Source organism: Amycolatopsis taiwanensis DSM 45107 (genome assembly GCF_000519205.1).
Lineage (GTDB): Bacteria > Actinomycetota > Actinomycetes > Mycobacteriales > Pseudonocardiaceae > Amycolatopsis_E > Amycolatopsis_E taiwanensis.
The window spans coordinates 267,918-291,644 of record NZ_KI912598.1 but is presented as its reverse complement, the minus strand read 5'-3'; the positions used below and the strand labels follow the sequence as shown (position 1 = coordinate 291,644).

Below are 23,727 nucleotides of genomic sequence, written 5' to 3'. Positions count from 1 at the left end.
TCACTCCTGACCGCGACCGGAAAGCTGTTCGACGAGTTTGAGCAGTGCGCCGTGGTCGAGCGCGCCGTGTCCCTGGGCCTCGAGTGCGGCCATGAGCTGGGCGACGGCGGCGCCCAACGGAATGACGACACCAGCCTCGCGGGCCGCCTGGAGCACGATGCCCAGATCCTTGTGGTGCAGTTCGACCCGGAAGCCGGGCGTGAACTCGCGGCGGACCATCGCCGGTGCCTTGCGGTCCAGGATCCGGTTGCCCGCCAGCCCACCGGCGAGCACCTCGATCGCCGCGCCGGTGTCCACGCCGTGGGCCTCCAGGAACACCAGCGACTCGGCGACCAGTTCGATCGTGCCGGCCACGATCAGCTGGTTCGCCGCCTTGACGGTCTGCCCCGCACCGGGCCCGCCCACGTGCACGATCGTCGCGCCGACCACGTCGAACACCTCGCGGGCGGTCTCGAACGCCTCGGCCGCGCCGCCCACCATGATCGACAGGTTGCCCTCGATCGCACCCTGTTCCCCGCCGGACACGGGCGCGTCGAGCGCCTGGATTCCCTTGGCCGCGGCGGCTTGGCCGACCTCACGGGAGACGTCGGGGCGGATCGTGCTGCAGTCGATCAGCAACGCTCCCTCGCGAGCGTGGGCGAGCACGCCGTCCTCACCCAGCACGACGGCGCGGACGTCGGGCGAGTCGGGCAGCATGGTGATCACCGCGTCGGCATCGCGCACGGCCTGACCGACGCTGTTCGCTCCCCGGCCGCCCGCGGCCACCAGCCTGTCCACTCCTGCTCGACTCCGGTTGTAACCGGTGACCTCGAAGCCGGCCTTGACCAGGTTCGCGGCCATCGGCCCGCCCATGATCCCGAGCCCGATGAATCCGACCTTCGTCATCGCTTGCCTCCGCTCGTTCGTGCGTGCTCAGCCCTGCCGCCACGGGATACCGGCCCGGTCCAGCCAGCCGAAGGACTGCTCGCTCGGGCCGGCCGGGATGTACTCCAGGCCGACACAGCCTTCGTAGGAGCGGTCGGCCAGCTTGCGCAAGTAGCGCTCGATGTCCAGGGAGCCCGTGCCGGGCTGGTGGCGGCCGGGCACGTCCGCGATCTGCACATGGCCGATGCGGTCGATGTGCCCGTCGATCACGGCGTCGAGATCGTCACCGTTGACGGCCAGGTGATAGAGGTCGAACAGCAACGCGAGGTTCTCTCGACCGACCTTGTCGATCACCGCGAGCGCATCGGCGGCCGTGCGAAGCGGGTACCGCCCGGCGCCGGACAGCGGCTCGATCACCAGCCTGGCACCGATCCGCTCCGCCGCCGCGGCGGCGGAGTCCAGATTGGATACCGCGAGATCGTCCTGGGCCGAGGGGTCCGCACCATCGATACGGTTGCCGTAGAGGGCGTTGAACGTGCGACAGCCGAGACGCTCGGCGATGCCGATCGCGACCGCGACGCTGTCGGCGAACTCCCGCTCCCGGCCGGGCCACGAAACGAGGCCGCGGTCACCGGAGGGCATGTCCCCGGCGAAGAAGTTCAGCCCCACCAGCCGCACACCGGCGTCGGTGATCGACCGCTCGAAGGCATCCACCTCGGTATCGGAAGGCACCGCGCGGTCGAACGGCCACCAGAACTCGACCGCGCCGAACCCGGCCTTCCGGGCCGCCTCGGCCCGCTGGAGGAGGGGAAGCTCAGTGAACAGGATGGACAGGTTCACGTCGTAGCGCATGAGTCTCTTCTTCTATTCAGTTTCGTATAGTGGAATCTTTGTTCCGTTATATGAGAATAGCTCCGTGCTTGGGCACACGTCAACGGGTTACCTTGCCAAGGTGGAGTTGACAGCCGAGTTCACCACCGAACCCTTCCACGGCGAAGGCCGGCCGCCTGACCACGCCGTACGCGCCCGCGAGGCCGCGGCCGAAGCGGGACTCGAGATCGACTTCGGCCCGCTGGGTACGACCGCCAGCGGCGAGGCCGAGGTCCTCCTGGACGCCTTGCCGGCGATCGCCACGGCCGCGTTCGCCGGTGGCGCCACCCGGTTCACCCTCCAGGTGTCCACCTCGAAGGCACCCGGGAAACACCATCCGGGCCCGCACACCCTGGATGTCCTGATCCGCGAGGTGGAAGGCCAACTCGGTGGCCCGCTGTCCGGCCTCGGCCGTTCGGACAAGCAACGCGCGGTCCGTCTGCTGGAGGAACGCGGTGCCTTCGAAATGCGCAAGGCGGTGGTGACCGTCGCCGAAGCGCTCGGCGTCACCCGGTTCACCGTCTACAACTACCTGAACCGCGAGGGCGATTGACTTCAACAAAATGTTGACCGACCATCGTGGGCATGGACCTCGCCGGATTCAACAGCGCGCCGGCCGGCGAGGTCCGGCCCATGCTCACGGCGTGTCTCTCGGTCCCGCGGTGGGTTGACACGGTGCTCGCCGGGCGGCCGTACCGGAGCATGGACGCGCTGGTGAACGCGGCCGCCGCGGTATCCCCGTTGGATCCGGCGGAGACCCGGCGCGCGATCGAGGCCCATCCGCGCATCGGCGAGCGGGCGGCGGGCTGGTCCCGCGCGGAGCAGTCCGGTGTGGACGATGACGCCGCGGAGCGGTTCCGTGAAGCAAACGCGGAATACGAACACCGCTTCGGACACGTGTACCTGGTGTGCGCGGCGGGGCGGGACGGCGACGAACTGCTCGCCGATCTGCGGAGCCGGATGGCCAACGACCCGGAGACCGAACTCGCCGTGGCCGGCCGGGAACTGCTCAAGATCGCGGTCCGCCGGCTGCGGAAGGCGGTGCTCTCGTGAGCCTGGTGACCACGCACGTCCTCGACACGGCCGCGGGCCGGCCCGCGAAAGGCATCGGGGTACGCCTGGAGTTCGAGGGCTCGGTCCTGGGTGAGGCGCGGACGGACGACGACGGCCGGGTTCGCGACCTCGGGCCGGAGGAGTTGACTCCCGGCGTGTACCGGCTCGTCTTCGACACCGCGGGCTATCTCGGGCCGGACGGGTTCTTTCCCGAAGTCGTCGTCAGTTTCCGGATCCGCGACGGCGCCGCGCACCACCACGTGCCGGTGCTGCTGAGCCCGTTCTCCTACACCACCTACCGAGGGAGTTGATCAGCCTGGCTGTCATCCTGGGGCCAAACCAGTACGGCAAGGCAGAGGTTCGCCTGGTCACGGTGAAGCGGGATGGCCCGGTGCACCACATCAAGGACCTCACCGTGTCCACGGCGTTGCGCGGGGACCTCGCCGCCACGCACCTCACGGGCGACAACTCCGTCGTGGTCGCCACTGACACTCAGAAGAACACGGTGTACGCCTTCGCGAAGGAAAGCCCTGTCGGCGAGATCGAAGACTTCGCGCTGCGGCTGGCCCGGCACTTCGTGGACCGGTTCGGGCACATCACCGGCGCCCGGGTCATGATCGACGAACACGGCTGGGACCGGATCGCGGTCGAGGGCAAGCCACACGAGCACTCGTTCCTGCGCTCCGGTGCGGAAAAGCGCACGACCGCGGTGACCGTGCAGGACGACCGGTCGTGGGTCGTCTCCGGGCTGGCGGACCTCGTGGTGCTCAAGTCGGCGGGCTCGGAGTTCCACGGCTTCCCGCGCGACGAATACACGACGCTGGCCGAAACGGACGACCGGATCCTGGCCACGGCGGTGACCGCACGCTGGCGTCACCAGGGCGAGAAGGCCGGCTGGGGCGAGAGCTTCCGCGAAGTGCGCCGGATTATGCTGGAAACCTTCGCCACCAAGCACAGCCTGTCGCTGCAGCAAACCCTGTACTCGATGGGCGAAGCGGTGCTCACCCACCGGCCGGAGGTCGCCGAGGTCCGCCTGTCGCTGCCGAACAAGCACCACTTCGCGGTCGATCTGAGCCCGTTCGGCCTGACCAACGACAACGAGGTCTTCTACGCCGCCGACCGCCCGTACGGCCTGATCGAAGGCACCGTGCTCCGGGACGACGCGGAGGACGCAGGCCCCGCGTGGAATCCGCACTGACCCCGGTCCCAGCACGCAACGCGTGTCCCCGGCCCAGGCACGCGAGTTCCCGCCTCAGGCACGCGAGTTCCCGCCCCAGGCACGTGAGTTTCTATCTAGGGCACCGCGACGCGGCGTGCCTCGGCGGCGGTGACGGGCGGGCCGATCTCGACGCCGTGCAATACGCTCGCCAGCACCTCGACACCGCGGACGACCCTGGGGCCGGGCCGATTGAAGTAGGCCGGACCATCCAGTACCCATACCGCGCCGGCCCGCACGGCCGGCAGGTCCGGCCAGCCGGGACGGTCGGTGAGCGCGTGCAACTCCGCGACGGTTCGCTCGGGCGGGAAGCCGCACGGCATCAGCAACAGCACGTCGGGGGCCGCGTCCAGCACCGCCTGCCAGGGAATCGGCCGCGTGTGCTCACCGGACGCGCCCAGCAAGGCCACTCCCCCGGCGTGCCCGATCTGGTCGGGCACCCAGTGCCCGGCCGGCCACACCGGTTCCAGCCACTCGATCGCCATGGCTCGCGGACGGGCCAAGCCCGCCACTAGCCGACTCACCCGCTCCAGCCGTGCGCGCAACTCGGTGGCGTGGTCGGCGGCAGCTTCCGTCGCGCCCAGCACATCGCCCACCACCCGCAGGCAGTCGAGCACGTCGGACAGGGTGCGGGGTTCCAGACTGACCACCCGCGGCCCCGCGTCCAGCACCCGCACCGCCTCGCACACCCGGCGGTAGGACACCGCGCACACCTCGCACAGATCCTGGGTGAACACGACGTCGGGCGCCAACTCAGCGAGTCGGCCTGAATCCAATGTGTACAGTGATGACCCGTGATGGCTCGCGCCGCCCACCGCGTCGGAGATCTCCCGGCTGGACATCACCTCGGGTTCGACCTCGCTGGCCGTCACCACCGGCACGGCCGCCACCGCGCCCGGCGGCCAATCACACTCGTGGGTCCGGCCCACCAACTCCGGCAACCGGCCCACGGCGGCCACGAAATCGGTGGCCGCGGGCAGCAACGACACGATCCGCACTCTCGGCACGATAGGCCCTGCACCGCCGCGGCGCAGCAGTCCCGAGCTCAGGGCTCGACCATTTCGCGCAGCCAGGCGCGTTCCGCGCGGCTGGTCGCCCGAGCGACGACGAGCATGCCGCGCCGGTAAGGATCTCCGGTGTCCTCGGCGCGCAACGGCCGGTCGTCGTCGTAGAAGAAACTCGCGGGCTGTTCGAGGAAGGCGAGCCGCCGGCGCAGCACCGCGTGCTGGTCGGCGACGTCGGGGAGTTGGGACAGAAAGGCGAGGATGGTGAAGAACCGGGTGCTGTCGCTGATCTCCAGGTCCTCGGGATCCCTGAGCCGGCGCAGCAATTCGGCGCGGCCGGCATCGGTCAGGCTCAGGATGTGCCGCGGGGCGGCCGAGGTACCCGGTTCGGTCCGTCGGTCCAGCAGCCCGGCGGCGGTCAGGCGCTTGATCGCCGGGTAAAGGCTGCCTTCGCTGACCGGGCGGGCGTGGCCGGACAACTGCGCGATGCGGCGGCGCAGTTGATAGCCGTGCAGGGCTCCTTCGGCCAGGAAACCCAGGATCGCGAGTTCGAGCACGCTGCTATCCTCTCACATCGAAGCGATGTACATCGAATCGATGCATGGGTGAGGATGGAATACAGCGAGGAATGGGTGACCGCGCGTGCGCGGCACGCCTACGAACACGGCCAGGCCTCGTTCGAGGTACTGCCGGAGCGCGCGGCGCTGCTGGTGATCGACATGCAGGACGAGTTCGTCCGGCCCGGCTGGAGCCCATACTGGGTGCCGGCAGCGACCCGCATGGCGCCTCGACTGCGGCAACTCGTCGAAGCCTGCCGGGCCGCGTCGGTCCCGGTGATCTCCGACCATATTCGACGACACCCACCTCGGTCTGGACCGGCCGAACGCCCTGCGCTATCTCCCACACGCCGACACGGACTGGCGCCGCCCGGGCCCGGCCGCGGTGTGGGACCGGATGGGACAGCGCACCGACGAGGTAGTGATCCGAAAACCGTCCTACGGGGCGTTCTACGACACGCCTTTGGATACGGTGCTACGCAACCTCGGCCGGGACACGGTCATCGTCACCGGCACGCTCACCAACTACTGTTGCGGCACCACGGCCCGCCAGGCGTACGAACGCGGCTACCAGGTGGTGTTCGGAGCCGATGTGACGGCCACCGACGACGAGTCCCGGCAGGAACCCGAACTCGCCGTGCTGCGCAAAGGTTTCGCGCTGGTGCTGACCGCCGAGCAGATAACGAACTGTCTCCAGGTGATCAGATGAGGTGCTCCGGTCGTACCGGGACCCGCGGCAGGTCCCGGCCGGTCGCGGCGCGGATCGCTGCCACGATCGCCGGGGTCGACGAGATGGTCGGCGGTTCGCCGACGCCGCGCAGGCCGTACGGGGCATGCGGGTCGGGCAGTTCCAGCACGTCAACGTCCATGGGCGGCATGTCGAGCACGGTCGGGATCAGATAGTCGGTGAACGACGGATTGCGGATCCGGCCCTGAAGGATCTGTATCTCCTCCATCACCGCGAGCCCGAGTCCCTGCGCCGAACCGCCGTGAATCTGCCCGAGCACGGCCTGCGGGTTCATCGCCTTGCCGACATCCTGAGCGCAGTCCAGCGCCACCACCTTGACCAGGCCCAGCTCGATGTCGACGTCCACGACCGCCCGATGCGCCGCGAACCCGTACTGCACATGCGCGTTGCCCGCGCCGGTTTCCGGGTCGAGCGTCTCGGTCGGCCGGTGCCGCCACTGGACGGTCTCCTCGATCGCCGCCGAGCCCAGCACATCCACCAGGTCGGCGAACACACCGTCCTGTGTGGACACGAGTTTCCCGCCAACGACACCGAATTCGCCCGCCACGCCACCGAACTCGCCCCTGGCCCGGTCGAACAGCGCCGACCGCACGGCCAGGCACGCCGCCTGCACCGCGCCCCCGGTCACATACGTCTGCCGGGACGCCGAAGTGGACCCGGCGTTCCCGATGGTGGTGTCCACCGGCAGCACGGTGACCCGCTCGACACCGAGTTCGGTCCGCACGATCTGCTGCAGCACCGTGACCAGCCCCTGCCCGACCTCACATGCGGCGGTCTGCACCGTCGCCGCCGCCTCGCCCCCGACTACCTCCAGCCGTACCCGCGCGGTCGAATAGTCGTCGAAACCTTCGGAGAAGCAAATGTTCTTGATCCCCACGCCATAGCCCACGCCTCGCACCACACCCTCGCCGTGCGTAGTGTTCGACACCCCACCGGGCAACGTACGCAGGTCCCGGGAACCCGAAGGCTCGGGCGGCAACGGCTTGCTCGCCAAGCGCCGCAACAGTTCCGCCACCGGAGCCGGCGAGTCCACCACCTGCCCAGTAGGCATTCGGGAGCCTTCTCCCATCGCGTTGCGCACTCGAACCTCCACCGGATCGAGCCCGCACGCTGCGGCGAGCTTGTCCATTTGCGACTCGTAGGCGAACGCCGCCTGCACCGCGCCGAACCCGCGCATCGCGCCACACGGCGGGTTGTTCGTGTACGCGCCCCAGCAGTCGATCGACACGTTCGGCACGTCGTAGGGCCCGGCGCCGAGGGTGGCGGCATTCGCGACCACGGCCGGGGTCGACGAAGCGTAGGCGCCGCCGTCGAGGAAGATCCGCGCCCTGACATAGACCAGCTTGCCGTCACGGTCGGCGCCGTGCTCGTAGTACAGCTTGGCCGGATGCCGGTGGACGTGCCCGTAGAAGGATTCCTCGCGGTTGTAGACCATCTTCACCGGCCTGCCGGTGTGCAACGCGAGCAGGCACGCGTGCACCTGGATCGACAGATCCTCACGCCCGCCGAACGCGCCGCCGACCCCGCCCAGGGTCAGCCGCACCTTTTCCGCGGGCAGCCCGAGGGCGGCGACGATCTGTCGCTGGTCCACGTGCAGCCATTGCGTTGCCACATACAGATCGACGCCGCCGTCCTCCGCCGGGGCCGCCAGGCCGGACTCCGGTCCGAGAAAGGCCTGGTCCTGCATGCCGACCTCGTAACAACCGCTCACGACAACCTCGGCCGACACGTCCGTACCGGAGGTGAACAGGCCCGAGCGGATCGGCACGTGCCGCACCACGTTCCCGCCCGGGTGCAGCCGTGGCGCCTCCCCCGCGACCGCGCGCTCCGCATCGGTGACCGGATCGAGCACCTCGTAGTCCACCGCGATCCGCTTCATCGCCCGCTGCGCGGTTTCCGGGTGGTCCGCCGCCACCAACGCCACCGGCTCGCCCTGATACCGGACGATGCCCTCGGCCAGCACCGGCTGGTCGGGGCGTTCGAGGCCGTACCGGTTCGTCCCGGGCACGTCCTCGTGCGTCAGCACGGCATGAACCCCTTGCACGGCAAGGGCCTGCGTGATGTCGATGCCCTTGATCCGGGCATGGGGGTGCGGGCTGCGCAGCGTGGCGCCCCACAGCATGTCCTCGTGCCACAGGTCCGACGAGTACGCGAATTCGCCGCGTACCTTGACCGAGCCGTCCGGGCGGTGGGCGCTGGTGCCCACCCCGTTCGCCGTGCCGATAGCCTGCACCGAGGTCATCGCCGTTCCTCCGCGAGTTGGCACAAGGGGTGTCATCGTCGAAGCCTCCCGCTCGCCGCGGAAAGTTCGCCGGCCAAAGTGGACTCGTCGGCCGTGCGCAGCTCCCCGTCGGCCACCACGGTCTCGCCGCCGACCAGCAGGAGTCGCACGGGCGGTACGGGGCCGAGCACCAGTGCCGCCACCGGGTCCTCGATCCCCGCGTACCGCAGGCCACCCAGGTCCCAGACGGCGAGATCGGCCAGCTTGCCGGGCTCCACCGAACCGAGCTCGTCAGCTCGGCCGAGGCAGCGCGCCCCGCCCATGGTGCCCAGCCACAACGCCTGCCGGACGGTCAGCGCGGTCGGGCCGCCGAGCTGACGTGCCTGAAGCAGTGACTCGTGCAGTTCGTCGGCGAGTCCACCGGACTCGTTGGACGCGGCCCCGTCGACCCCGAGTCCTACCGGCGAACCGCTGTCGAGCAACTTTCGCACGGGTGCGATGCCGGCGCCGAGACGACCGTTCGACGTCGGGCAATGCGCGACACCGGTGCCGGTCTCGCCGAGCCTGCGGATCGCCGCGGACGCGAGGTGCACACCGTGCGCCAACCACACGTCGCCGGCGAGCCAGCCCAGCTTGTCGGCGTACTCGGCGGGAGTGCAGCCGAATTCCGCGAGGCACTGGGCCTCCTCGTCGAGAGTCTCGGCGAGATGGGTGTGCAGCCGGACACCTTTGCGGCGGGCCAGTTCCGCGGAACCGGTCATCAACCGCTCGCTCACCGAGAACGGCGAGCAGGGCCCCACCGCGACTCGGATCCGGGCGCCCGCCGCCGGATCGTGGTAAGCGTCGATGGCCTGCTCGGTGCCGAGCAGCGCGGCCTCGGTCTCTTCGACCACATTGTCCGGGGGCAGGCCACCGTCGGATTCACCGCGATCCATCGAGCCGCGCACGAGGTGGGCCCGCACGCCGATCCGGCGAACCGCCGAGACGAGCGCCTCGATCTGGTCGCCGCCGTCGGCCGGGAAGACGTAATGGTGGTCGGCCACCGTGGTGCAGCCGCTCTGCGCCAGCCGCGCGAGACCGGCGCTCGCCGCGGCGTGCGTGATCTCGGCGTCCAGCCTGCCCCAGACCGGGTACAGCTCGACCAGCCACTGGAACAGCGTCGAGTCGGCGGCGAGCCCCCTGCTCGCCCACTGGTAGAGGTGGTGGTGGGTGTTGACCAGACCCGGCGTGACCAGGCAACCGGTGGCGTCGATTCGACGGTCTGCCGCCACCGTGGCCGGTCCTTCGCCGACCGCCACGATGCGCTCGCCGTCGATGACCACGTGACCGTGACGGAACTCGGTGCCGGCGGCGTCCACGGTGCAGATCGCCGCGTGGTCCAGGATGGTGATCATCGGGCCACCATCCGCACCGCGTCGAGGATCTTCTCGTAACCGGTACACCGGCACAGGTTCCCGGCGAGCGCCTCGCGGATCTCTTCGTCGCTGGGCTCGGGCACCCGCCGCAACAGGTCGTGCGCGGCGACGACCAGCCCCGGCGTGCAGAACCCGCACTGCACCGCCCCGGCCGCCACGAACGCCTGCTGGACCGGATCGAGCTGGTCGCCGTCGGCGAGACCCTCCACCGTGCGCACCTCGCGGCCCTCGGCCTGGCCGGCCGCGACCAGGCACGCGCAGACCACCACGCCGTCCAGATACACCGTGCACGAACCGCATTCGCCTTGCTCGCAAGCGTTTTTGGAGCCGGGGAGGCCGAGCCGCTCGCGTAGCAGATAGAGCAGGCTTTCGCCCTCCCACACGTCGTCGGCCTGGCGTGGCTCGCCGTTCACCGTCACGTTCACGCGCATGCGTCGTCCTTCCGGTGCTTGTCGAGGAATTCCTGCCATGCCCACCCCAAGGTGCGGCGAGCGAGGACGGCGAGCGCATGCGAGCGGTAGGCGGCCGTGCCGCGCACGTCGTCGATGGGCTCGGCCACCGAGGCGACCAGCTCGCCGAAGCGCCGTTTGACCGAGTCACGCAGCGGGACCGGCGACGCCCACGGCAGTTCGCCGGCCAGGAAATCCTCGGCCGCGCGTGCCCGGCGCGGGGTGGGCGCGGCCGAGCCGATGGCCGCCCGGACCCGGCCGGGCTCCAGTGCGATCGCGAACGAGCAGACCGCGATCACCATGGCGTTGCGCGTGCCGACCTTCGCGAACTGCTGGGGGCCGGTGGCGGTGGGCAGGTGAACGGCGGTGATCAGTTCGTCCTCGGCGAGGACGCTGCGCTTGACCCCGACGTAGAAATCGTCGGCCGGTACCAGGCGCGTGCCCCGGACCGAGGCGATCTCGATCTCCGCTCCGGTGGCCAGCAGCACGGGATGGGTGTCGCCGGCCGGCGAGGCCGTGCCCAGGTTGCCGCCGACGGTGCCACGGTTGCGGATCTGTGGGGACCCGACAGTGCGAGCCGCCGTCGCCAACGCAGGCAGCGGCCGTGCCAGGTCCGTGATCAACCGGGTGTACGGCACGCCCGCGCCGAGCCGGACACGCGAGCGGGCCGAGTCCGATCCTGTGTCCGATCCTGTGTCCGATTCGCTGGCCCATTCCGCGAGTTCGGCGACGCCGGTGAGGTCCAGCAGGGCCGCCGGGCGGCGGTGATCGAAGTTCAGCTCGACCATGACGTCGGTGCCGCCCGCGATGGGCACCGCGTCCGGCCGCTCGGCCTTGACGGCCAGCGCCTCGTCGAGGGTGGTCGGGCGCAGGAAGTCCATCCAGTCAGTAGACCGCCGTCACCCGCCCGGCGACAACGGCGCCGCAGTATGAACTACGAGCGGCCGATCGGTGGCTCTTTTGTGGTTTCCTACAAAGATGACGGAACGCCATCCACAAGGTGAGATAGGCACCCGTGGTAACGCGACACCACTGTGTTCTGTAGGGGCTCCGCCCCCACACCCCCGACCGGGGGCAGGCCCCCAGACCCCCTGCACGGGGGCGGGGAGGCAGGCCGCCAACACTCTCGACCGGCAGCCGACAACGGATGACACGGCCTGGCTACCTGCACCCGTTCTTTGAAAAAGATGACAACAGTTCAAAGCGTCCTGGCGATTCCGGAGCTCGGGTTGCGGCTGCGCACCGGCTCCGGGTTGACCGGGCGCGAAGTCAGCCGGATCTACGTCACCGAACTGCCCGATCCGAGCCGCTACGTCTCCGCGGGCGAGTTGGTGCTCAGCGGCCTGCTGTGGTGGCGGGAGCCGGGGGACGCCGAGCGGTTCGTGGGCGCGCTGGCTCGGGCCGGGGTGGCGGCGCTCGCCGCGTCCGGCGCGGACACCGGCGGCCTTCCCGACGACGTGATCCAGGCCTGCATGCGTCACCGGATCCCCCTGCTGGAGGTGCCGGCCGACCTGTCGTTCGCGGTGATCACCGAACGCGTGGTGCTGGCGCTGGCGGCCGGCCGGGACAGCGCGCCCGACGGCGCGCACCGGCGACTGCTCGAGGCGGCCGAGGGAACGTCGCTGGCCGAGCTGCTGCGGCAGGGTGCGCTCGAACTCGGCGCGCCGTGCTGGGTGCTGTCGGGTGACCGGGTCGTCGCCGGCACCGAACCGGGCGCGCCGCCCGGGTTCGTGCCGGACCGCCGCACCGGACGGACCGACACGAGCGCCTACGCGATCCTGCCGGTCCGCGGCCGGTTCCGGGTGCCATGGCGGCTGGTGGTGCGGGCGGGCTCGTGGTCGCCGGGGCTCGCCGAGGAACTGGCCGGGCTGGCCGGCCTGGTCCGGGCCCGCGCCGAACAGGTCCGGCGGATCGGCGACCGGGTCGCCCAGCCGCTGTTCCGGCTACTCGCCGGTGGCGGTGGGGATCCCGCCGAAGCGTTCGCCGCGACCGGGCTACGTGTGCCCGTCCGAGTGCTGCTCGCGCGCACCCCCGACGACGGCGACCTCGCCAGGGAGCTACTCGGCGAGGTGCTGGGCGATTCGAACGCGATGCTGGCCGAGGAAGGCGACGAGGCGTACGCGGTGGTCGAAGACACCGGGAACTGGCCGCGGGAGTGGCCGTCCGAGGCGGCGAACGTCTTGTCCACTTTGGCCGGTGTGGCCGGGTTTTCCCGGGTCTTCGTCGGCATCGGCGGCCCGGTGACGGTCGACGGGCTGCACGGCGCGAGCCAGGAAGCGCGCCACGCGGCCGAGGTCGCGGCCCGGCGAGGCGATCGGATCGGCGTGGTCGCCGCCGCGGACGTCGCCGTGCACCGGCTCCTGGTCGCGGGCGCGCCGGACGAGCTGCGCCGCACGGTCCGGGACCGCGTCCTCGGCCCGCTGCTGGCCTACGACGCGGCGCAGGGCACCGATCTCGTCCGGACCGTACGGGTCTTCCTCGAACACTCGGGGTCCCCCACAGCGGCGGCCAAGGCTCTGCACGTCCACGTCAACACCTTGCGCTACCGCATAACTCGCGCCTCCGCGGTGCTCGGACTCGATCTCACCGACTTCCCGACGCAGGTGGACGTCTACCTCGCGCTTCACACGGTCTGACGGCGGGCGTAGGCGTGCAACCGGGGGCGGTCCAGGGGCAGCTCGTCCTCGTCGAGGGCGCCGCAATCGAGGCCACGCAGGAGGAACACCGCGAGCGCTTGGGCGGTCGCGGGCTCGTCGAGCACCCCGCTTTCGGTCTGCTCGGCGTAGTCGCGGATTCGTTTGGCCGCCGAGTCGACGCCGTCCCGGAAGAAGGCGTAGGTGGCGGCGAAGCGGGTGGGCAACTGGTGGGGGTGCAGGTCCCAGCCCTGGTAGAAGCCGCGCTCCAGGGACCGGCGGACCAGCCGGAGATGCTCGCGCCAGGCCGCCTGCAGGTCGTCGCCGACCGGGAGGCGGTTCGTCGAACCGTCCGACAGGCGCACCCCGGTCCCGGCGGCAGCGACCTGCATGACCGCCTTCGCGAAGTCGGCCGCGGGGTGCTCCATGCTCTGGTACGCGGCGGCGATACCCAGCCCGGCCGTGTAGTCGTAGGTGCCGAAATGCAGCCCGGCGCACCGGCCGCCGGCGGCCCGGATGATCCGGGCCGCCGCCAGCGCGCCGTCTGTGCCCACGATGGACTGGGACGTTTCGATCTGCACCTCGAACCGCAGGGCGCCCACGGGTAAGGCATAGGCATCTTCAAGACGAGCGAGCACCTCCGCCGCGACGGCGACCTGCTCGACCGCCGTCACCTTCGGCAGCGTCACCACGAAACCGGGCGGCAGTTCGCCGCCCAGCCCGTCCAGGAACACGTCCAGGGTGCGGATCCCGCGCCGCCGGGTGAGCCGCTCGAAGCTCTTGAACCGGATACCGGTGAACGGGGGCAGCGGGGCCGACGAGCCGGAGAGCGCCTTGGCGCAGGCCAGCGCGGCGGCGTCCTCGGCCTCGTCGCCGGGGTCGCCGTAGCCGTCCTCGAAGTCGATGCGCAGGTCCTCGATCGGTTCGACGCCGAGTTTGCGGCGCACCCGCTCGGCGATCTCGCCGGGGAGGCCGAGCCGCTCGCCGTGGTCGGCGAAGACCCGGCCGGCCTGCTCTCCCCACCTCGTGACGAGGTCGGCGGAAAACCGGTGCGCCGGAACATAAACCGTGTGCACCGGTTGCCGGCCGGCCGGCTCACCCGGATAGCGCGCCGCCACCCGCGCGTCTACTTCGGACAGTCGCGCGTCAGCGCTCGCATAGGTTTCCTCGGTGAGCCGGCCGGACATGGCGCAATCAGGAAATCCGCTCGTAGGCCGGAAGAGTCAGGAAGTCGGGGAACTCGTCGGCGAGCGCGACCTCCTCGAACAGCTCGACCGCCGGGCCGAGCAGGTCGGCGGGGACCACGCCGTCCAGTTCCTTGCGCACCTCGGCGAGCACGGTGCGCACCAGCTCCTCGGTGACCTTGACGCCGTTCGACAGCTCGACGCCGTTGCGGACCCACTGCCAGACCTGGGACCGCGAGATCTCGGCGGTCGCGGCGTCCTCCATCAGGTTGTGGATCGCCGCCGCGCCGTTGCCACCGAGCCAGGAGGCCAGGTACCGGACGCCGACGTCGACCGCGCTACGCAGACCCGCCTCGGTCGCCTGGCCCTCGGTGGCGGCGATGTTGAGCAACTCCTCGGCGGTCACGCTCACCTCGTCGCGGGTGCGCTCGAGCTGGTTCGGCCGGTCACCGAGCACCTTGTCGAACTCCTCGCGGCACAACGCCACCATGCCGGGGTGCGCGACCCAGGACCCGTCGAACCCGTCCCCGGCCTCACGCGCCTTGTCGTCGTGGACCTTCGCGAACGCCTGCTCGTTGATCTCGGGGTCCTTGCTGGGGATGAACGCCGCCATCCCGCCGATCGCGAACGCGCCGCGCTTGTGGCAGGTGCGCACCAGCAGCTCGGTGTAGGCGCGCATGAACGGAGCCGTCATGGTGACGCTGTTGCGGTCGGGCAGGACGAATTTCTCGCCCGCGTCCCGGAAATACTTGATGATGCTGAACAGGTAGTCCCACCGGCCGGCGTTCAGGCCCGAGGCGTGTTCGCGCAGCTCGTAGAGGATCTCCTCCATCTCGAAGGCGGCCGGGATGGTCTCGATCAGCACGGTCGCGCGGATGGTGCCGTGCTCGATGCCGAGCGTCTTTTCGGCGTAGGTGAACACGTCGTTCCACAGCCGCGCCTCGAGGTGGCTTTCCATCTTGGGCAGGTAGAAGTACGGGCCCGAGCCGCGCTGGAGCAGCTCACGGGCATTGTGGAAGAAGTAGAGGCCGAAGTCGACGAGGGCGCCCACTCCCTTACGGCCGCCGAAGGTGAGGTTGCGCTCGTCCAGATGCCAGCCACGCGGGCGGACCACGATGGTCGCCCGGTCGATGTCGTCGCGCAGCGCGTAGTGCTTGCCGTTCGAGTCGAGCGCGATGGTGCCACGGATCGCGTCGTGCAGGTTGACCTGACCGCCGACGACGTTGGCCCAGTGCGGCGTGTTGGCGTCCTCGAAGTCGGCCAGCCACACCTTCGCGCCGGAGTTGAGCGCGTTGATGGTCATCTTGCGTTCGGTGGGGCCGGTGATCTCGACCCGGCGGTCGCGCAGCGCGGCCGGCGCCTCGGCGACCCGCCACTCGGACTCGCGGACCTGCTTGGTCTCCGGCAGGAAGTCCAGCCGACCGGTACGTTTGGCCTCCTCGCGGCGCTTGCCACGAGCCAGGAGAAGCTCGTCACGGCGCGCCGCGAAGTTGTCGTGCAGGCCGGCCAGGAACTCCAGGGCCCCCTTCGTCAGGATTTCGTCGCCGCGCTCCGTCGAGCCGCCGACCACCTGGACTTCAGACATGCGACACTCCTGTGTTCTGGAAAGACGTCCGTACGGTTTTACATCTCGGACTATAGTTTCTGCATAGCGGAAGCTCAACGCGAGGAGTTGACCTGGGTGGCTGACGAGAAGGGTGGTCGCGACGGGAGTGTCCAGTCACTCCGGCGAGCCTTCGAACTTCTGGAATTGCTCGCCGACACCGGTGGCGAAGCGAGCCTGTCCGAACTGGCGACCGGTTCGGGCCTGCCGATGCCCACCATTCACCGGCTGATCCGCACCCTGGTGGCCCTGGGTTACGTGCGGCAGAACACGAACCGGCGCTACGCACTCGGCGCCCGGCTCATCCGGCTGGGCGAGAACGCGACCATGCAGTTCGGCGCGTGGGCGCGACCGTTGCTGGCCGAACTGGTCGACAAGGTCGGCGAAACCGCCAACCTCGCGGTGCTGGAGCGGGACGAGGTCGTCTATGTCGCGCAGGTGCCGTCGAAGCACTCGATGCGCATGTTCACCGAGGTGGGCCGCCGCGTGCTGCCGCACGGCACCGGAGTGGGCAAGGCGATCCTGTCGCAACTCCCCTCCGATGAGGTGCGCGGCCTGCTGATGAGGACCGGCATGCCCGCGTACACCGAACACACCTACACCGACGCGGAAGCGCTGCTACGGCACCTGGCCAAGGTCGCCAAACAGGGTTACGCCGTCGACGAAAGCGAGCAGGAACTCGGCGTCCGCTGTGTCGCGGTGCCACTGACCAACACCCCGGCACCGGCGGCCGTCTCGGTCTCCGGACCGGAAGGCCGGCTCACCAAGGAGGCGGTCGGCCGCATCGCCCCGGTCGTCCAGCGGGTCGCCGCCACGCTGTCCACCCACCTCGCCGAGGCCGACCTCAGCGCGTGATCACCCGGCCATCGGGTGGTCGTCGACCTGCACGTTGTAGGAGGTCTTCCCCTTGTCGTACGACGTGATGGTGACGGTGAGACCGTACTTCGCCGCTCCATCGCTGAGGACGCAACGAGCGCTCTGCCCGGGTGCCGCCTTGATCGATCCCGGGCATTCGATCGCGTCCGGCCGCTGCCCATAGCTCTTCTGCAACTGGTCAGAAATACTCTGTTCCAGATTGGTCTTGTCGACGATCGGATCAGTGGTGCCCACCTTCACCGTGCATCCGGTGAGAGCGGCGCCGATGAAGACCGCCGCCACAATAGTCCGAACAATGGAGAACATGGGGAAAATCTCCTAAGCCCAGGCGTTGGATGGAATTCGGTCGAGGATGTCACAGCGCAGATCCAAGGCCGGGATCAGCTCCGCGGGATCACGGTGATCATTAATGGGGTCCATGACGTCGAATTGGTCACCGACAAGCTGGAATCCCCGGAACTCCCGCTCGTCGGCCAGCAAGAACCGAGTCAACGCGGGGTTGAGCACTATCGCCGCAAAAGCCTCGTCGTCGGCGCTGATCTGGAACTTCCGGTCTAATTCCGGATCGCCGGAGCGAATGGTCCAGCCCAGGGCGGTGTTCACCGTGCTCGCCAGTGCAGGAGCCCGGTGCACGCTCAGCCCCGGACGGATCGCGGGCGTGCGGACCCAGATGCACCGGAGCGCCGCGTGTTCCCCACGGAAGTAGGAGTCCAGCACCGCGGCGAGAAACGGCCTCCCCCGGTGGATTCCAGTGATCACGTTGCGTGCGGCTTTTACCTTCGGCGGCCCGACGAACGGCTGAAACGGATTGGGCCGGTAGTAGTCCCGGTATTGCCGGTTGCAAAACTCGAGGATCGAGTCGTCGCGCTCCGCGAAGGTCCAGCCTCGCTTCGGCAGCTCCTCGTGGAGCCGTGCGAGCGAGACCTTCTCCTCGGCGAGATATGACCGGCGGAGCCAGAGGACCATCCAGATCAAGCCGGCGGCCACCAGGAGAGTCCCGCCGCCGGCCAGCGCGATGATCGCTCCGGTACTCATCGACCCGTCCTGTCGTCGAGCACGTCGAACTCCTCGAAGAACTCGTTCTCCCGTGCGGGTTCCTGGCGGCGGACGGCGACCGGAGCCGGGCCCGAGTCGTTCGGGCGCTCGTCGAGCACGTCGAACTCCTCGAAGAACTCGTCATCTCGTGCGGGTTCCTGACGGCGGACGGCGACCGGAGCCGGGCCGGGGTCGCGCGGGCGCTGGTCGCCGAAGATCCGCTCGTCGGCGTCGAGCACCCGGTCCAGCAGCTCGGTGTCCCCGAGGCCACGCCGCACCACCTCCGCCTGCGTCCGCGCCGCTTCCGCCTGTGCCTGGGCGATCGTGTGCACGACGAGGGCCGATAGCGAGGACGGCGCCAGCGAACCGATCCGGTCATCGAAGGTGACCGTCCTGACCTCCCCACCGGGCATGGCGACCACGGTCACCAGCCCGTCGGGCGAGGTGGCCCGGCCCTCGACGTCCTTCAGCTCGCCGGCCATCTCCTGAAAGGTTTCGGCGCGCAGGCGGTTGTCCGCGGCCGCGGTGTCGAGCGCCTCGATGCGCTGGAGCAGGTGCTCGGCGTACTCGCTCATCGTGCCCCTTCGGGTCGGATGGTCGACAGGAAGTTCTGGAAGTCGCCGACAACCTGGCTGAATTGCTCAGCCAGAGCGCTCAGCACGATCTGCAGAACCGCGTACCGGCTTTCGTCACGGATGTCCCGCATGCCGAGAAACACCTGGAGCTGCACCAGTTGCTCCGGTTTGTCGTCGAGCAGCAGCGACATTCGCACCGCCTGGGTGAGTCCGGGGTTGTCGGCCGATCCGACTTCGTTGCGTCGCCCGAGCTGCGCATCGGGGGCACCCCGGCGCAGCCTTTCGAGCGCCTCATCCGCCAGTTGGCTCAGCGGCACGCCGCGGTCCTGAAGCTCCCCGGTGATCGTGATGTTGGGCGTGAATCCCTTGAGCGAGGGCGGCCGCAACGCGACGAACGCCACTTCTTCCGCGTTGACCGCGTCGGGCGGTACCGATCGCCACCCCTCGGGCAGCGAGAACTCGATCGGCACCGGAATGGTGGCTACCACGTGTTCTCTCTCCTCGGTCAGGTGTTTATTCACCAACGTGTTCGGACAGACAGGCCGTGACTTCTCATCGTCGGCCGCCGGTTGGCCACGATAGCCGCCCGCCTCCCCGCCCACGTGCAGCGTTGTGCTGTGTCACCAAGCAGGCTCTTCTCGTGTTTGAACAACTCTCCGTGTCTGTTCACAAGCCGAGGAAGTCGCCGACCGCCTCGGCGACGTTCGTCAGCTCATGTCCGACGTCGGAAGCGATCTCCCCGACATCGTGCACGACGTCCTTCACGGTATTCACGACCTCCCCCGGATCGATCGCGATGTCGAAACCGAGCTTGCCGCCAATGCCGACCGAGAGGCCGAGCGAGGCGCCGATGTGGAACTTGCCGTCGTCGCCCATTCCGAACTGACCACTCGCCTCGGCCCCGAAACCTACCTGCGCTTCGGCGTGCAAACCGACGTTGACACCGGCAACCTCGGCGCCGAGGTCGGTTTCGACCTTCCCGCCGGCAAAGCCCCCTATGCTGCCCTGCGCACCGCCCGCGCCGATGCTGCCCTTGGCGTGGACCTCCCCACCGACGGTGGCTTCGGCCTTCCCCGAAACTTCGGCGTGACCGCCAAGTTTCACGCTGCCCTCGGCGGTGTCCTTCACCACATATGCCTCGGCACTCGCGGCTCCAGTTATGCCGAGATCATTCACGGTCGCGCTGGCTTGTGCGCCGGCTCCGAAAACCGAAGCCTCGACCTTGCCGGATCCCGACCACGGCCCGGACTCGAACCTTCCCTCGAGGCCGCCGCTGGCCACGTCCACGCCGGCCGAGGCTGACCACGTCTGCTCGTGTAGATCGAATCCGAGGGCCTTGAGCGTCTCGCCGACCGTGTCGGTGAGCATCCCCTCGGACTGGCCGGTGCCCCATTCGCGCTGGTAGCTCTTGCCGCCCGGGGCGGTCTGCCAGCCGCCCTCGTCGTTCTCCCGCTTGTCGGCGCCGAACTCCTTGTCGTCACCGAGTTTCTTCGAATAGCCGCCTTCACCGTCGGGTTTGAAGCCGAACGCCCGCGCCGCGAGGTCGCCGACCGCCGCCAGTCGCTCGCGCGCGTTGTCCAGGACCGCCTGCGCGTCCTGCGCGAGCGCCTTCCCTGGATCCTGGAACGGCGACAGGAATTGCCCGGGGACCCGGGCTTGCGCCTTGTACTGCGCGGCAGCGGCCCGGGACGCCGCCTCCGCCTGGGTATGCATCTCGATGGCGCGCTGTGCCTCGGCCTGCGCCCAGATGAGCACGTCGCCGTAGTCGGCAAGCGACTTTCCGCCCCGGCTGAGTACCTCGACCGCCTGGAACCACTTGGGCGGTTCCTCACCGAACAACTCCCGGAACGCGTCCGCGCCATCGCCGGTCCACTGTGTGGGGTCGATCCCTCGCAGACCGTCGCCTGCGGCACCGATTCCGTCGATGTTGGCGACCAGCCGGCGCAGGTTGTTCACGATCAGTTCCGGCTCACCAGGAATCAGCTCATTGGGGTTGGTCGTCTCCCCCAGCTCGGCGGCCATCTCCTAAAGCGCCCCGTCCCGGCCTTCTCGCAGTTCCCGCCCCACCTGGCCGGCGTCGGGGAAATCGGGGTCGAGCCGGCTCGCGATGCCGCCGTCCGGGAAGAGTTGCGCGGCCCGTTGAGGGCTCATGAAGCCGGCGATTCCGGCCGAGTTTCCGGTTGCCTTGTCAACGACATCCTTGATCCCGCCGGTGAAACCGCCGCCGACCGTTCCGTCGCCCGGGTCGAGCAGGTCGCCGATATTGCCGAGAACGAAACCGCCCTCGTCGTCGGACTCCTGGTAAAGCCCGGCCGCGGCGCGAAGCCCGTCGCTGTGCTCGCCCGCCTTTTCGAGCAGCTTCTCGATCTCCGCGCTCGCGTCCTCGAGGAACTGCGTCCAGCCCACCTGCACACCGCGGTGCCCGAAGTCCCCGCTCGGGCCCTGCCACGGCAATTCGGCGACGGCCTGAACGGCCTCCCCGATCTGGTTGGCGGTCCGATGTAGATCGTCAAAGACAGCACGAAACCCGTCCGTCACGCGGTCCCCCTCGACGGCTCCCCCGCCGGCCCCTCAGCCGGTCATTTCGGGCAAGATTGTTCTGAGACGAGCACGTTTTGTCAAGGGCCTGCTGCGAACCGTGAGCGACTGCGGTCCTCGCCGGATCAATCAGCGCCGGAACACGTTGAAGTCCTCGAAGAACTCGTCTTCGTTCCTGCGGGCGTGTCGGCTGCGGGTGGTGGGTGCCGGCGCGGGGCCGGGGTCGCGGGGCCGCTGATCGCCGAAGATCCGCTCGTCGGAGTCGAGCACCCGGTCCAGCAGCTCGGTGTCGCCGAGGCCGCGGCGCACCACCTCGGCCTGTGCCTGCGCCGCGTTGGCCCGGGCCGCGGCCAGGGTGTGCATGACGGTGGCCGACAGCGCCTCGGGTGAGACGGTGCGCACCCGGTCGGTGAAGGTGATCGACGTGATCGCACCACCAGGGCCGGCGACCACGGTCACCACCTCGTCGGGCGAGGTGGCGCTCGCCTCGACGGCCTGCAGCTCCTCGGTCATGCGCTGGTAGGTCTCGGCCCGCTGGCGGTTGTCCGCGGCGACGGTGTCGATCGCTTCGATCCGGCGCAACAACTGATCGGCCGTCTCACTCACTGCTGTACCTCGGGTCGAATGGTCTCGATGAACTTCTGGAAATCGTCGATGACTCCGGCGAACTGCTCGGGCAGCGAACTCAGGACGACGTGCAGCACGGCCCGCCGGCGCGGGTCACGGGTGTCTCGCATGGCCAGGAAGACCTGGAACTGCACGATCTCGGCCGGCGCCCCGTTGATCAGGACCGACAGGCGGACCGCCTGGGTCAGGCCCGGGCTCGCCGGCGAACCGACCTCGGAGCGCCGGCCGAGTTGCACCTCACGGGCCCCGGCGCGCAGCCGGTCCACGGCGTCGTCGGCGATCTGCGTCAACGGCACGTCGTCGGCGTGCAGCTCACCACTGATCGTGATGTTGGCCGTGAAGCCCTGGCTGGCCGGAGGATGCAAGGCCACGAACGCGGCCCCCGGCGCGCCGGCCTGATCCGGGGGCACCGACCGCCAGCCTTCAGGCAGCGAGAACTGGATCGGCACCGGGATGGTGGCTACCACGCTATCTCTCCGAATCCGTTACTAGAAGCCAAGGAAGTGGCCGACGCTCTTGGCGCCAGAGGCGATGCCATGGCCGACATCCGAGGCGACATTGCCGACCTCTTTGGCCGTATCTGTAACTGTAGAGACGACCTCGCCCGGGTCGACAGAGACGTCGAAACCGACCTTGCCACCAACACCGAGCGCCACGCCCACCGATCCGCCGACGTGGAACTTGCCGTCGTTGCCCATGCCGAACTGGCCGCTGGCCTCGGCACCGGCACCGGCCCATGCCTCACCGGTCACACCGGCGCCCACCCCGGCCACCTCGGCACTGGCCTCACCTTCGGCCCTGGCCCCGGCGAACGCCGACGCGCTCCCTTCGGCGCCGGTCCAGCCGATGTTGCCCTCAGCCTCGGCCTTGGCGCCGACAAAGGCCTCGCCCTTGCCGGAGACCCCGGCATGATCACCGAACTTGAGTTCGCCCTCCGCGCTGCCCTTGGCCAGGTAGGCCTCGGCCTCAGCCTTTCCGCTCACGCCCAGCCAGCTCGCAGTGGCCTCCGCGCTCGCACCCGCGCCCAGCACCCCACCCTCGAGCTTGCCGCTGCCCGAGACCAGTCCCGAGTCGAACTTGCCTTCGATCGAGCCTTCCAGCAGGGCGACGTCGGCCGAGGCCTTCCAGGTCTTCTCTGGGACGTCGATGCCCAGTCCCTTGAGCAGGTCGCCGATGCCGCTGCCGAGCAGGCCATCCGCCTGGTTGCCGAACTCTTTCGAGTAGCTCTTGCCGAACCGGTTGCGCTGCCAGCCACCGGGGTCTTCTTCGACCCACTGCCCCGTTGCCGGATCCCAACGCCGCTGCTTCTGCCGGTTGTCGGCGCCGAACTCCCGCTCACCGAGGGTCTTCGAGTATTTGCCCTCGCCATCCGGCTCGAGCCCGAAGGCGTACGCCACGGCACCGCCGGCCTGTTCCAGCGCCTGGCGGGCCTGGGACAGGATGCCCTGCGCGTTCTGCATGGCGCCCTGGGCAGGATCGGCGAACGGCGCGATCATCTGCCCCGCGGCCTGCGCCGCCTGCGCCTGCACGTCGTACTTTGCGGCGGCGGCCCGACTGGCCGCCTGCGCCTGCGTGTACATCTCGATCGCGCGCTGGGCCTGGCCCTGCGCCCAGGTGAGCACATCCCCGTAATCGGCCAGGTACTTGCCGCTCTCGCCGATCAACTCGGCCGCGTTCAGCCACTTGGGCGGCTCGGCGCTGAACTTGTCCCGGAAGGCCGAACTGGCCTCCCCGACCCACTGCACCGGGTCGATCCGACCGAGATCTCCGCCGATCCCGTGCAGGCCCTTGATGTTGCCGAGCAGGCCGCGAAGGTCGTTCGTGATCGCGCCCGGTTCACCGGGAATGAGGTCTTTCGGGTTGGTTGTTTCCCCCAGTTCAGCCATCAGCCCTGCTTCCCGTCGAGAACGCTCGAGATGGCGCCGCCCGCGATACCGGCGGGCGCCAGGGAATCGACCATCTCGCCGAGCCCGCTCAGCACGCTGCCGGCCGACTGCTCGGACTCCAGATACTTCACGGCGGCGGCCTTGAGGTCGTCGCCGTGTCCGTTTGCCTTTTCCAGCAGTTGCTCGACCTGCGCCTTGATGTCCTCAACGAACTGCGCCCAGCCTGCCTGCACCCCGGCATGCCCGTAGTCGCCGCTTGGGCCGTTCCAGGCCATCCCGATGGCGCCACCTGCCACATCGGCAATCCGGCCGGCTGTCTCGCGTAGCTCGTCCGGGACCGCACCGAACCCCGCGGTCATACAAAACCCCCAAG

Annotated in this window: 27 protein-coding genes and 1 pseudogene; 8 read left to right on the top strand and 20 right to left on the bottom strand. The window is 69.4% G+C overall.

Features of this window, described 5'->3' with window-relative positions:
* Together A3CU_RS0136160 and A3CU_RS0136155 are read right to left on the bottom strand one after the other, a co-directional pair.
* Positions 1–885, bottom strand: a complete 885-nt coding sequence (locus tag A3CU_RS0136160; RefSeq protein WP_027946335.1) for a 2-hydroxy-3-oxopropionate reductase — start codon at positions 883–885, stop codon at positions 1–3.
* A 27-nt stretch (positions 886–912) separates the two neighbouring features.
* Positions 913–1,716, bottom strand: coding sequence for a hydroxypyruvate isomerase family protein (locus A3CU_RS0136155; RefSeq protein WP_027946334.1), 804 nt, complete (start codon positions 1,714–1,716; stop codon positions 913–915).
* 100 nt (positions 1,717–1,816) lie between these two features.
* On the opposite strand from A3CU_RS0136155, the gene A3CU_RS0136150 reads away from it, so the two are divergent.
* From A3CU_RS0136150 to pucL, 4 genes are read left to right on the top strand one after another with little or no spacing between them, the layout of a single operon-like run.
* Positions 1,817–2,287: a helix-turn-helix domain-containing protein gene (locus A3CU_RS0136150; RefSeq protein ID WP_027946333.1), complete on the top strand. Its 471-nt coding sequence runs from the start codon at positions 1,817–1,819 to the stop codon at positions 2,285–2,287.
* 32 nt (positions 2,288–2,319) lie between these two features.
* Positions 2,320–2,787 (top strand): 2-oxo-4-hydroxy-4-carboxy-5-ureidoimidazoline decarboxylase, encoded by a 468-nt coding sequence (locus A3CU_RS0136145; RefSeq protein ID WP_027946332.1) that lies wholly within the window; start codon positions 2,320–2,322, stop codon positions 2,785–2,787.
* Positions 2,784–3,098: a hydroxyisourate hydrolase gene (gene uraH, locus A3CU_RS0136140; protein ID WP_027946331.1), complete on the top strand. Its 315-nt coding sequence runs from the start codon at positions 2,784–2,786 to the stop codon at positions 3,096–3,098. The genes A3CU_RS0136145 and uraH overlap by 4 nt, the downstream gene beginning before the upstream one ends.
* A gap of 5 nt (positions 3,099–3,103) precedes the next feature.
* Positions 3,104–3,985, top strand: a complete 882-nt coding sequence (gene pucL, locus A3CU_RS0136135; RefSeq protein ID WP_027946330.1) for a factor-independent urate hydroxylase — start codon at positions 3,104–3,106, stop codon at positions 3,983–3,985.
* Between the two features lie 95 nt (positions 3,986–4,080).
* Here pucL and A3CU_RS0136130 read toward each other — a convergent pair whose 3' ends face one another.
* Together A3CU_RS0136130 and A3CU_RS0136125 are read right to left on the bottom strand one after the other, a co-directional pair.
* Positions 4,081–5,001 (bottom strand): ABC transporter substrate-binding protein, encoded by a 921-nt coding sequence (locus A3CU_RS0136130; RefSeq protein WP_027946329.1) that lies wholly within the window; start codon positions 4,999–5,001, stop codon positions 4,081–4,083.
* A 47-nt stretch (positions 5,002–5,048) separates the two neighbouring features.
* Positions 5,049–5,564, bottom strand: a complete 516-nt coding sequence (locus tag A3CU_RS0136125) for a PadR family transcriptional regulator (RefSeq protein ID WP_027946328.1) — start codon at positions 5,562–5,564, stop codon at positions 5,049–5,051.
* 54 nt (positions 5,565–5,618) lie between these two features.
* On the opposite strand from A3CU_RS0136125, the pseudogene A3CU_RS55895 reads away from it, so the two are divergent.
* Together A3CU_RS55895 and A3CU_RS55300 are read left to right on the top strand one after the other, a co-directional pair.
* Positions 5,619–5,843, top strand: a pseudogene (locus A3CU_RS55895) (isochorismatase family protein); the annotation flags it as partial.
* Positions 5,844–5,853: 10 nt separating this feature from the next.
* Entirely contained in the window at positions 5,854–6,273 is a 420-nt protein-coding gene (locus tag A3CU_RS55300) for a cysteine hydrolase family protein (protein ID WP_425388310.1), read from the top strand.
* On the opposite strand, the gene pucD is transcribed toward A3CU_RS55300, so the two are convergent.
* From pucD to A3CU_RS0136100, 4 genes are read right to left on the bottom strand one after another with little or no spacing between them, the layout of a single operon-like run.
* Positions 6,266–8,554, bottom strand: coding sequence for a xanthine dehydrogenase subunit D (gene pucD / locus A3CU_RS0136115; protein ID WP_027946327.1), 2,289 nt, complete (start codon positions 8,552–8,554; stop codon positions 6,266–6,268). The two genes, A3CU_RS55300 and pucD, sit on opposite strands and share 8 nt — an antisense overlap.
* A gap of 32 nt (positions 8,555–8,586) precedes the next feature.
* Complete coding sequence (locus A3CU_RS0136110) at positions 8,587–9,927, bottom strand: 8-oxoguanine deaminase (protein ID WP_027946326.1); 1,341 nt, start codon at positions 9,925–9,927, stop codon at positions 8,587–8,589.
* Complete coding sequence (locus A3CU_RS0136105) at positions 9,924–10,379, bottom strand: (2Fe-2S)-binding protein (RefSeq protein WP_027946325.1); 456 nt, start codon at positions 10,377–10,379, stop codon at positions 9,924–9,926. The genes A3CU_RS0136110 and A3CU_RS0136105 overlap by 4 nt, the downstream gene beginning before the upstream one ends.
* Complete coding sequence (locus A3CU_RS0136100; protein ID WP_027946324.1) at positions 10,370–11,278, bottom strand: FAD binding domain-containing protein; 909 nt, start codon at positions 11,276–11,278, stop codon at positions 10,370–10,372. The genes A3CU_RS0136105 and A3CU_RS0136100 overlap by 10 nt, the downstream gene beginning before the upstream one ends.
* A 306-nt stretch (positions 11,279–11,584) precedes the next feature.
* Here A3CU_RS0136100 and A3CU_RS0136095 point away from each other — a divergent pair, with 306 nt between their 5' ends.
* Positions 11,585–13,033 (top strand): PucR family transcriptional regulator, encoded by a 1,449-nt coding sequence (locus A3CU_RS0136095; RefSeq protein WP_027946323.1) that lies wholly within the window; start codon positions 11,585–11,587, stop codon positions 13,031–13,033.
* Here A3CU_RS0136095 and A3CU_RS0136090 read toward each other — a convergent pair.
* Both A3CU_RS0136090 and aceB read right to left on the bottom strand, forming a co-directional pair.
* Positions 13,021–14,217 (bottom strand): DUF6986 family protein, encoded by a 1,197-nt coding sequence (locus A3CU_RS0136090; protein ID WP_027946322.1) that lies wholly within the window; start codon positions 14,215–14,217, stop codon positions 13,021–13,023. The genes A3CU_RS0136095 and A3CU_RS0136090 overlap by 13 nt on opposite strands.
* 7 nt (positions 14,218–14,224) lie before the next feature.
* The gene (aceB, locus tag A3CU_RS0136085) at positions 14,225–15,799 is read right to left on the bottom strand and encodes a malate synthase A (RefSeq protein WP_027946321.1); all 1,575 of its coding nucleotides are present in this window, start codon (positions 15,797–15,799) and stop codon (positions 14,225–14,227) included.
* 96 nt (positions 15,800–15,895) lie between these two features.
* Here aceB and A3CU_RS0136080 point away from each other — a divergent pair, with 96 nt between their 5' ends.
* Positions 15,896–16,672, top strand: coding sequence for an IclR family transcriptional regulator (locus A3CU_RS0136080; RefSeq protein WP_027946320.1), 777 nt, complete (start codon positions 15,896–15,898; stop codon positions 16,670–16,672).
* On the opposite strand, the gene A3CU_RS0136075 is transcribed toward A3CU_RS0136080, so the two are convergent.
* From A3CU_RS0136075 to A3CU_RS48425, 10 genes are all read right to left on the bottom strand, one after another.
* Positions 16,673–16,999: a DUF4333 domain-containing protein gene (locus A3CU_RS0136075; RefSeq protein WP_084144131.1), complete on the bottom strand. Its 327-nt coding sequence runs from the start codon at positions 16,997–16,999 to the stop codon at positions 16,673–16,675.
* A 12-nt stretch (positions 17,000–17,011) separates the two neighbouring features.
* Positions 17,012–17,728, bottom strand: coding sequence for a hypothetical protein (locus A3CU_RS0136070; protein WP_027946318.1), 717 nt, complete (start codon positions 17,726–17,728; stop codon positions 17,012–17,014).
* On the bottom strand, positions 17,725–18,303 hold the full coding sequence (locus tag A3CU_RS48450) for a YbaB/EbfC family nucleoid-associated protein (protein ID WP_043843710.1): 579 nt from the start codon (positions 18,301–18,303) through the stop codon (positions 17,725–17,727). Before A3CU_RS48450 ends, A3CU_RS0136070 begins: the two co-directional genes overlap by 4 nt.
* Positions 18,300–18,905, bottom strand: a complete 606-nt coding sequence (locus A3CU_RS0136060) for a hypothetical protein (protein ID WP_342668951.1) — start codon at positions 18,903–18,905, stop codon at positions 18,300–18,302. The genes A3CU_RS48450 and A3CU_RS0136060 overlap by 4 nt, the downstream gene beginning before the upstream one ends.
* Before the next feature lie 64 nt (positions 18,906–18,969).
* Positions 18,970–20,325 carry a putative T7SS-secreted protein gene (locus tag A3CU_RS50305; RefSeq protein WP_027946316.1) on the bottom strand — a complete coding sequence of 452 codons (1,356 nt, stop codon included), beginning with the start codon at positions 20,323–20,325 and terminating at the stop codon, positions 18,970–18,972.
* 3 nt (positions 20,326–20,328) lie between these two features.
* Positions 20,329–20,841, bottom strand: a complete 513-nt coding sequence (locus tag A3CU_RS48440) for a WXG100 family type VII secretion target (RefSeq protein WP_052372751.1) — start codon at positions 20,839–20,841, stop codon at positions 20,329–20,331.
* A 129-nt stretch (positions 20,842–20,970) separates the two neighbouring features.
* Complete coding sequence (locus A3CU_RS0136045; protein ID WP_027946315.1) at positions 20,971–21,447, bottom strand: YbaB/EbfC family nucleoid-associated protein; 477 nt, start codon at positions 21,445–21,447, stop codon at positions 20,971–20,973.
* Positions 21,444–21,935 (bottom strand): hypothetical protein, encoded by a 492-nt coding sequence (locus A3CU_RS0136040; protein ID WP_027946314.1) that lies wholly within the window; start codon positions 21,933–21,935, stop codon positions 21,444–21,446. Before A3CU_RS0136040 ends, A3CU_RS0136045 begins: the two co-directional genes overlap by 4 nt.
* Before the next feature lie 21 nt (positions 21,936–21,956).
* The gene (locus A3CU_RS50300; RefSeq protein WP_052372749.1) at positions 21,957–23,354 is read right to left on the bottom strand and encodes a putative T7SS-secreted protein; all 1,398 of its coding nucleotides are present in this window, start codon (positions 23,352–23,354) and stop codon (positions 21,957–21,959) included.
* Complete coding sequence (locus A3CU_RS48425) at positions 23,354–23,713, bottom strand: hypothetical protein (RefSeq protein WP_043843706.1); 360 nt, start codon at positions 23,711–23,713, stop codon at positions 23,354–23,356. The genes A3CU_RS50300 and A3CU_RS48425 overlap by 1 nt, the downstream gene beginning before the upstream one ends.
* Between the last annotated feature and the right edge of the window lie 14 nt (positions 23,714–23,727).

Coding starts and splice junctions, on each gene's coding strand:
- A3CU_RS48450 (WP_043843710.1), bottom strand. CDS start 18,303: ATGAGCGAGTACGCCGAGCACCTGCTCCAGCGCATCGAGGCGCTCGAC.
- A3CU_RS48425 (WP_043843706.1), bottom strand. CDS start 23,713: ATGACCGCGGGGTTCGGTGCGGTCCCGGACGAGCTACGCGAGACAGCC.
- A3CU_RS0136075 (WP_084144131.1), bottom strand. CDS start 16,999: ATGTTCTCCATTGTTCGGACTATTGTGGCGGCGGTCTTCATCGGCGCC.
- A3CU_RS0136160 (WP_027946335.1), bottom strand. CDS start 885: ATGACGAAGGTCGGATTCATCGGGCTCGGGATCATGGGCGGGCCGATG.
- A3CU_RS0136095 (WP_027946323.1), top strand. CDS start 11,585: ATGACAACAGTTCAAAGCGTCCTGGCGATTCCGGAGCTCGGGTTGCGG.
- A3CU_RS50300 (WP_052372749.1), bottom strand. CDS start 23,354: ATGGCTGAACTGGGGGAAACAACCAACCCGAAAGACCTCATTCCCGGT.
- aceB (WP_027946321.1), bottom strand. CDS start 15,799: ATGTCTGAAGTCCAGGTGGTCGGCGGCTCGACGGAGCGCGGCGACGAA.
- A3CU_RS0136155 (WP_027946334.1), bottom strand. CDS start 1,716: ATGCGCTACGACGTGAACCTGTCCATCCTGTTCACTGAGCTTCCCCTC.
- pucD (WP_027946327.1), bottom strand. CDS start 8,554: ATGACCTCGGTGCAGGCTATCGGCACGGCGAACGGGGTGGGCACCAGC.
- A3CU_RS0136105 (WP_027946325.1), bottom strand. CDS start 10,379: ATGCGCGTGAACGTGACGGTGAACGGCGAGCCACGCCAGGCCGACGAC.
- A3CU_RS0136100 (WP_027946324.1), bottom strand. CDS start 11,278: ATGGACTTCCTGCGCCCGACCACCCTCGACGAGGCGCTGGCCGTCAAG.
- A3CU_RS0136145 (WP_027946332.1), top strand. CDS start 2,320: ATGGACCTCGCCGGATTCAACAGCGCGCCGGCCGGCGAGGTCCGGCCC.
- A3CU_RS0136110 (WP_027946326.1), bottom strand. CDS start 9,927: ATGATCACCATCCTGGACCACGCGGCGATCTGCACCGTGGACGCCGCC.
- A3CU_RS50305 (WP_027946316.1), bottom strand. CDS start 20,325: ATGGCCGCCGAGCTGGGGGAGACGACCAACCCCAATGAGCTGATTCCT.
- A3CU_RS0136090 (WP_027946322.1), bottom strand. CDS start 14,217: ATGTCCGGCCGGCTCACCGAGGAAACCTATGCGAGCGCTGACGCGCGA.
- A3CU_RS0136070 (WP_027946318.1), bottom strand. CDS start 17,728: ATGAGTACCGGAGCGATCATCGCGCTGGCCGGCGGCGGGACTCTCCTG.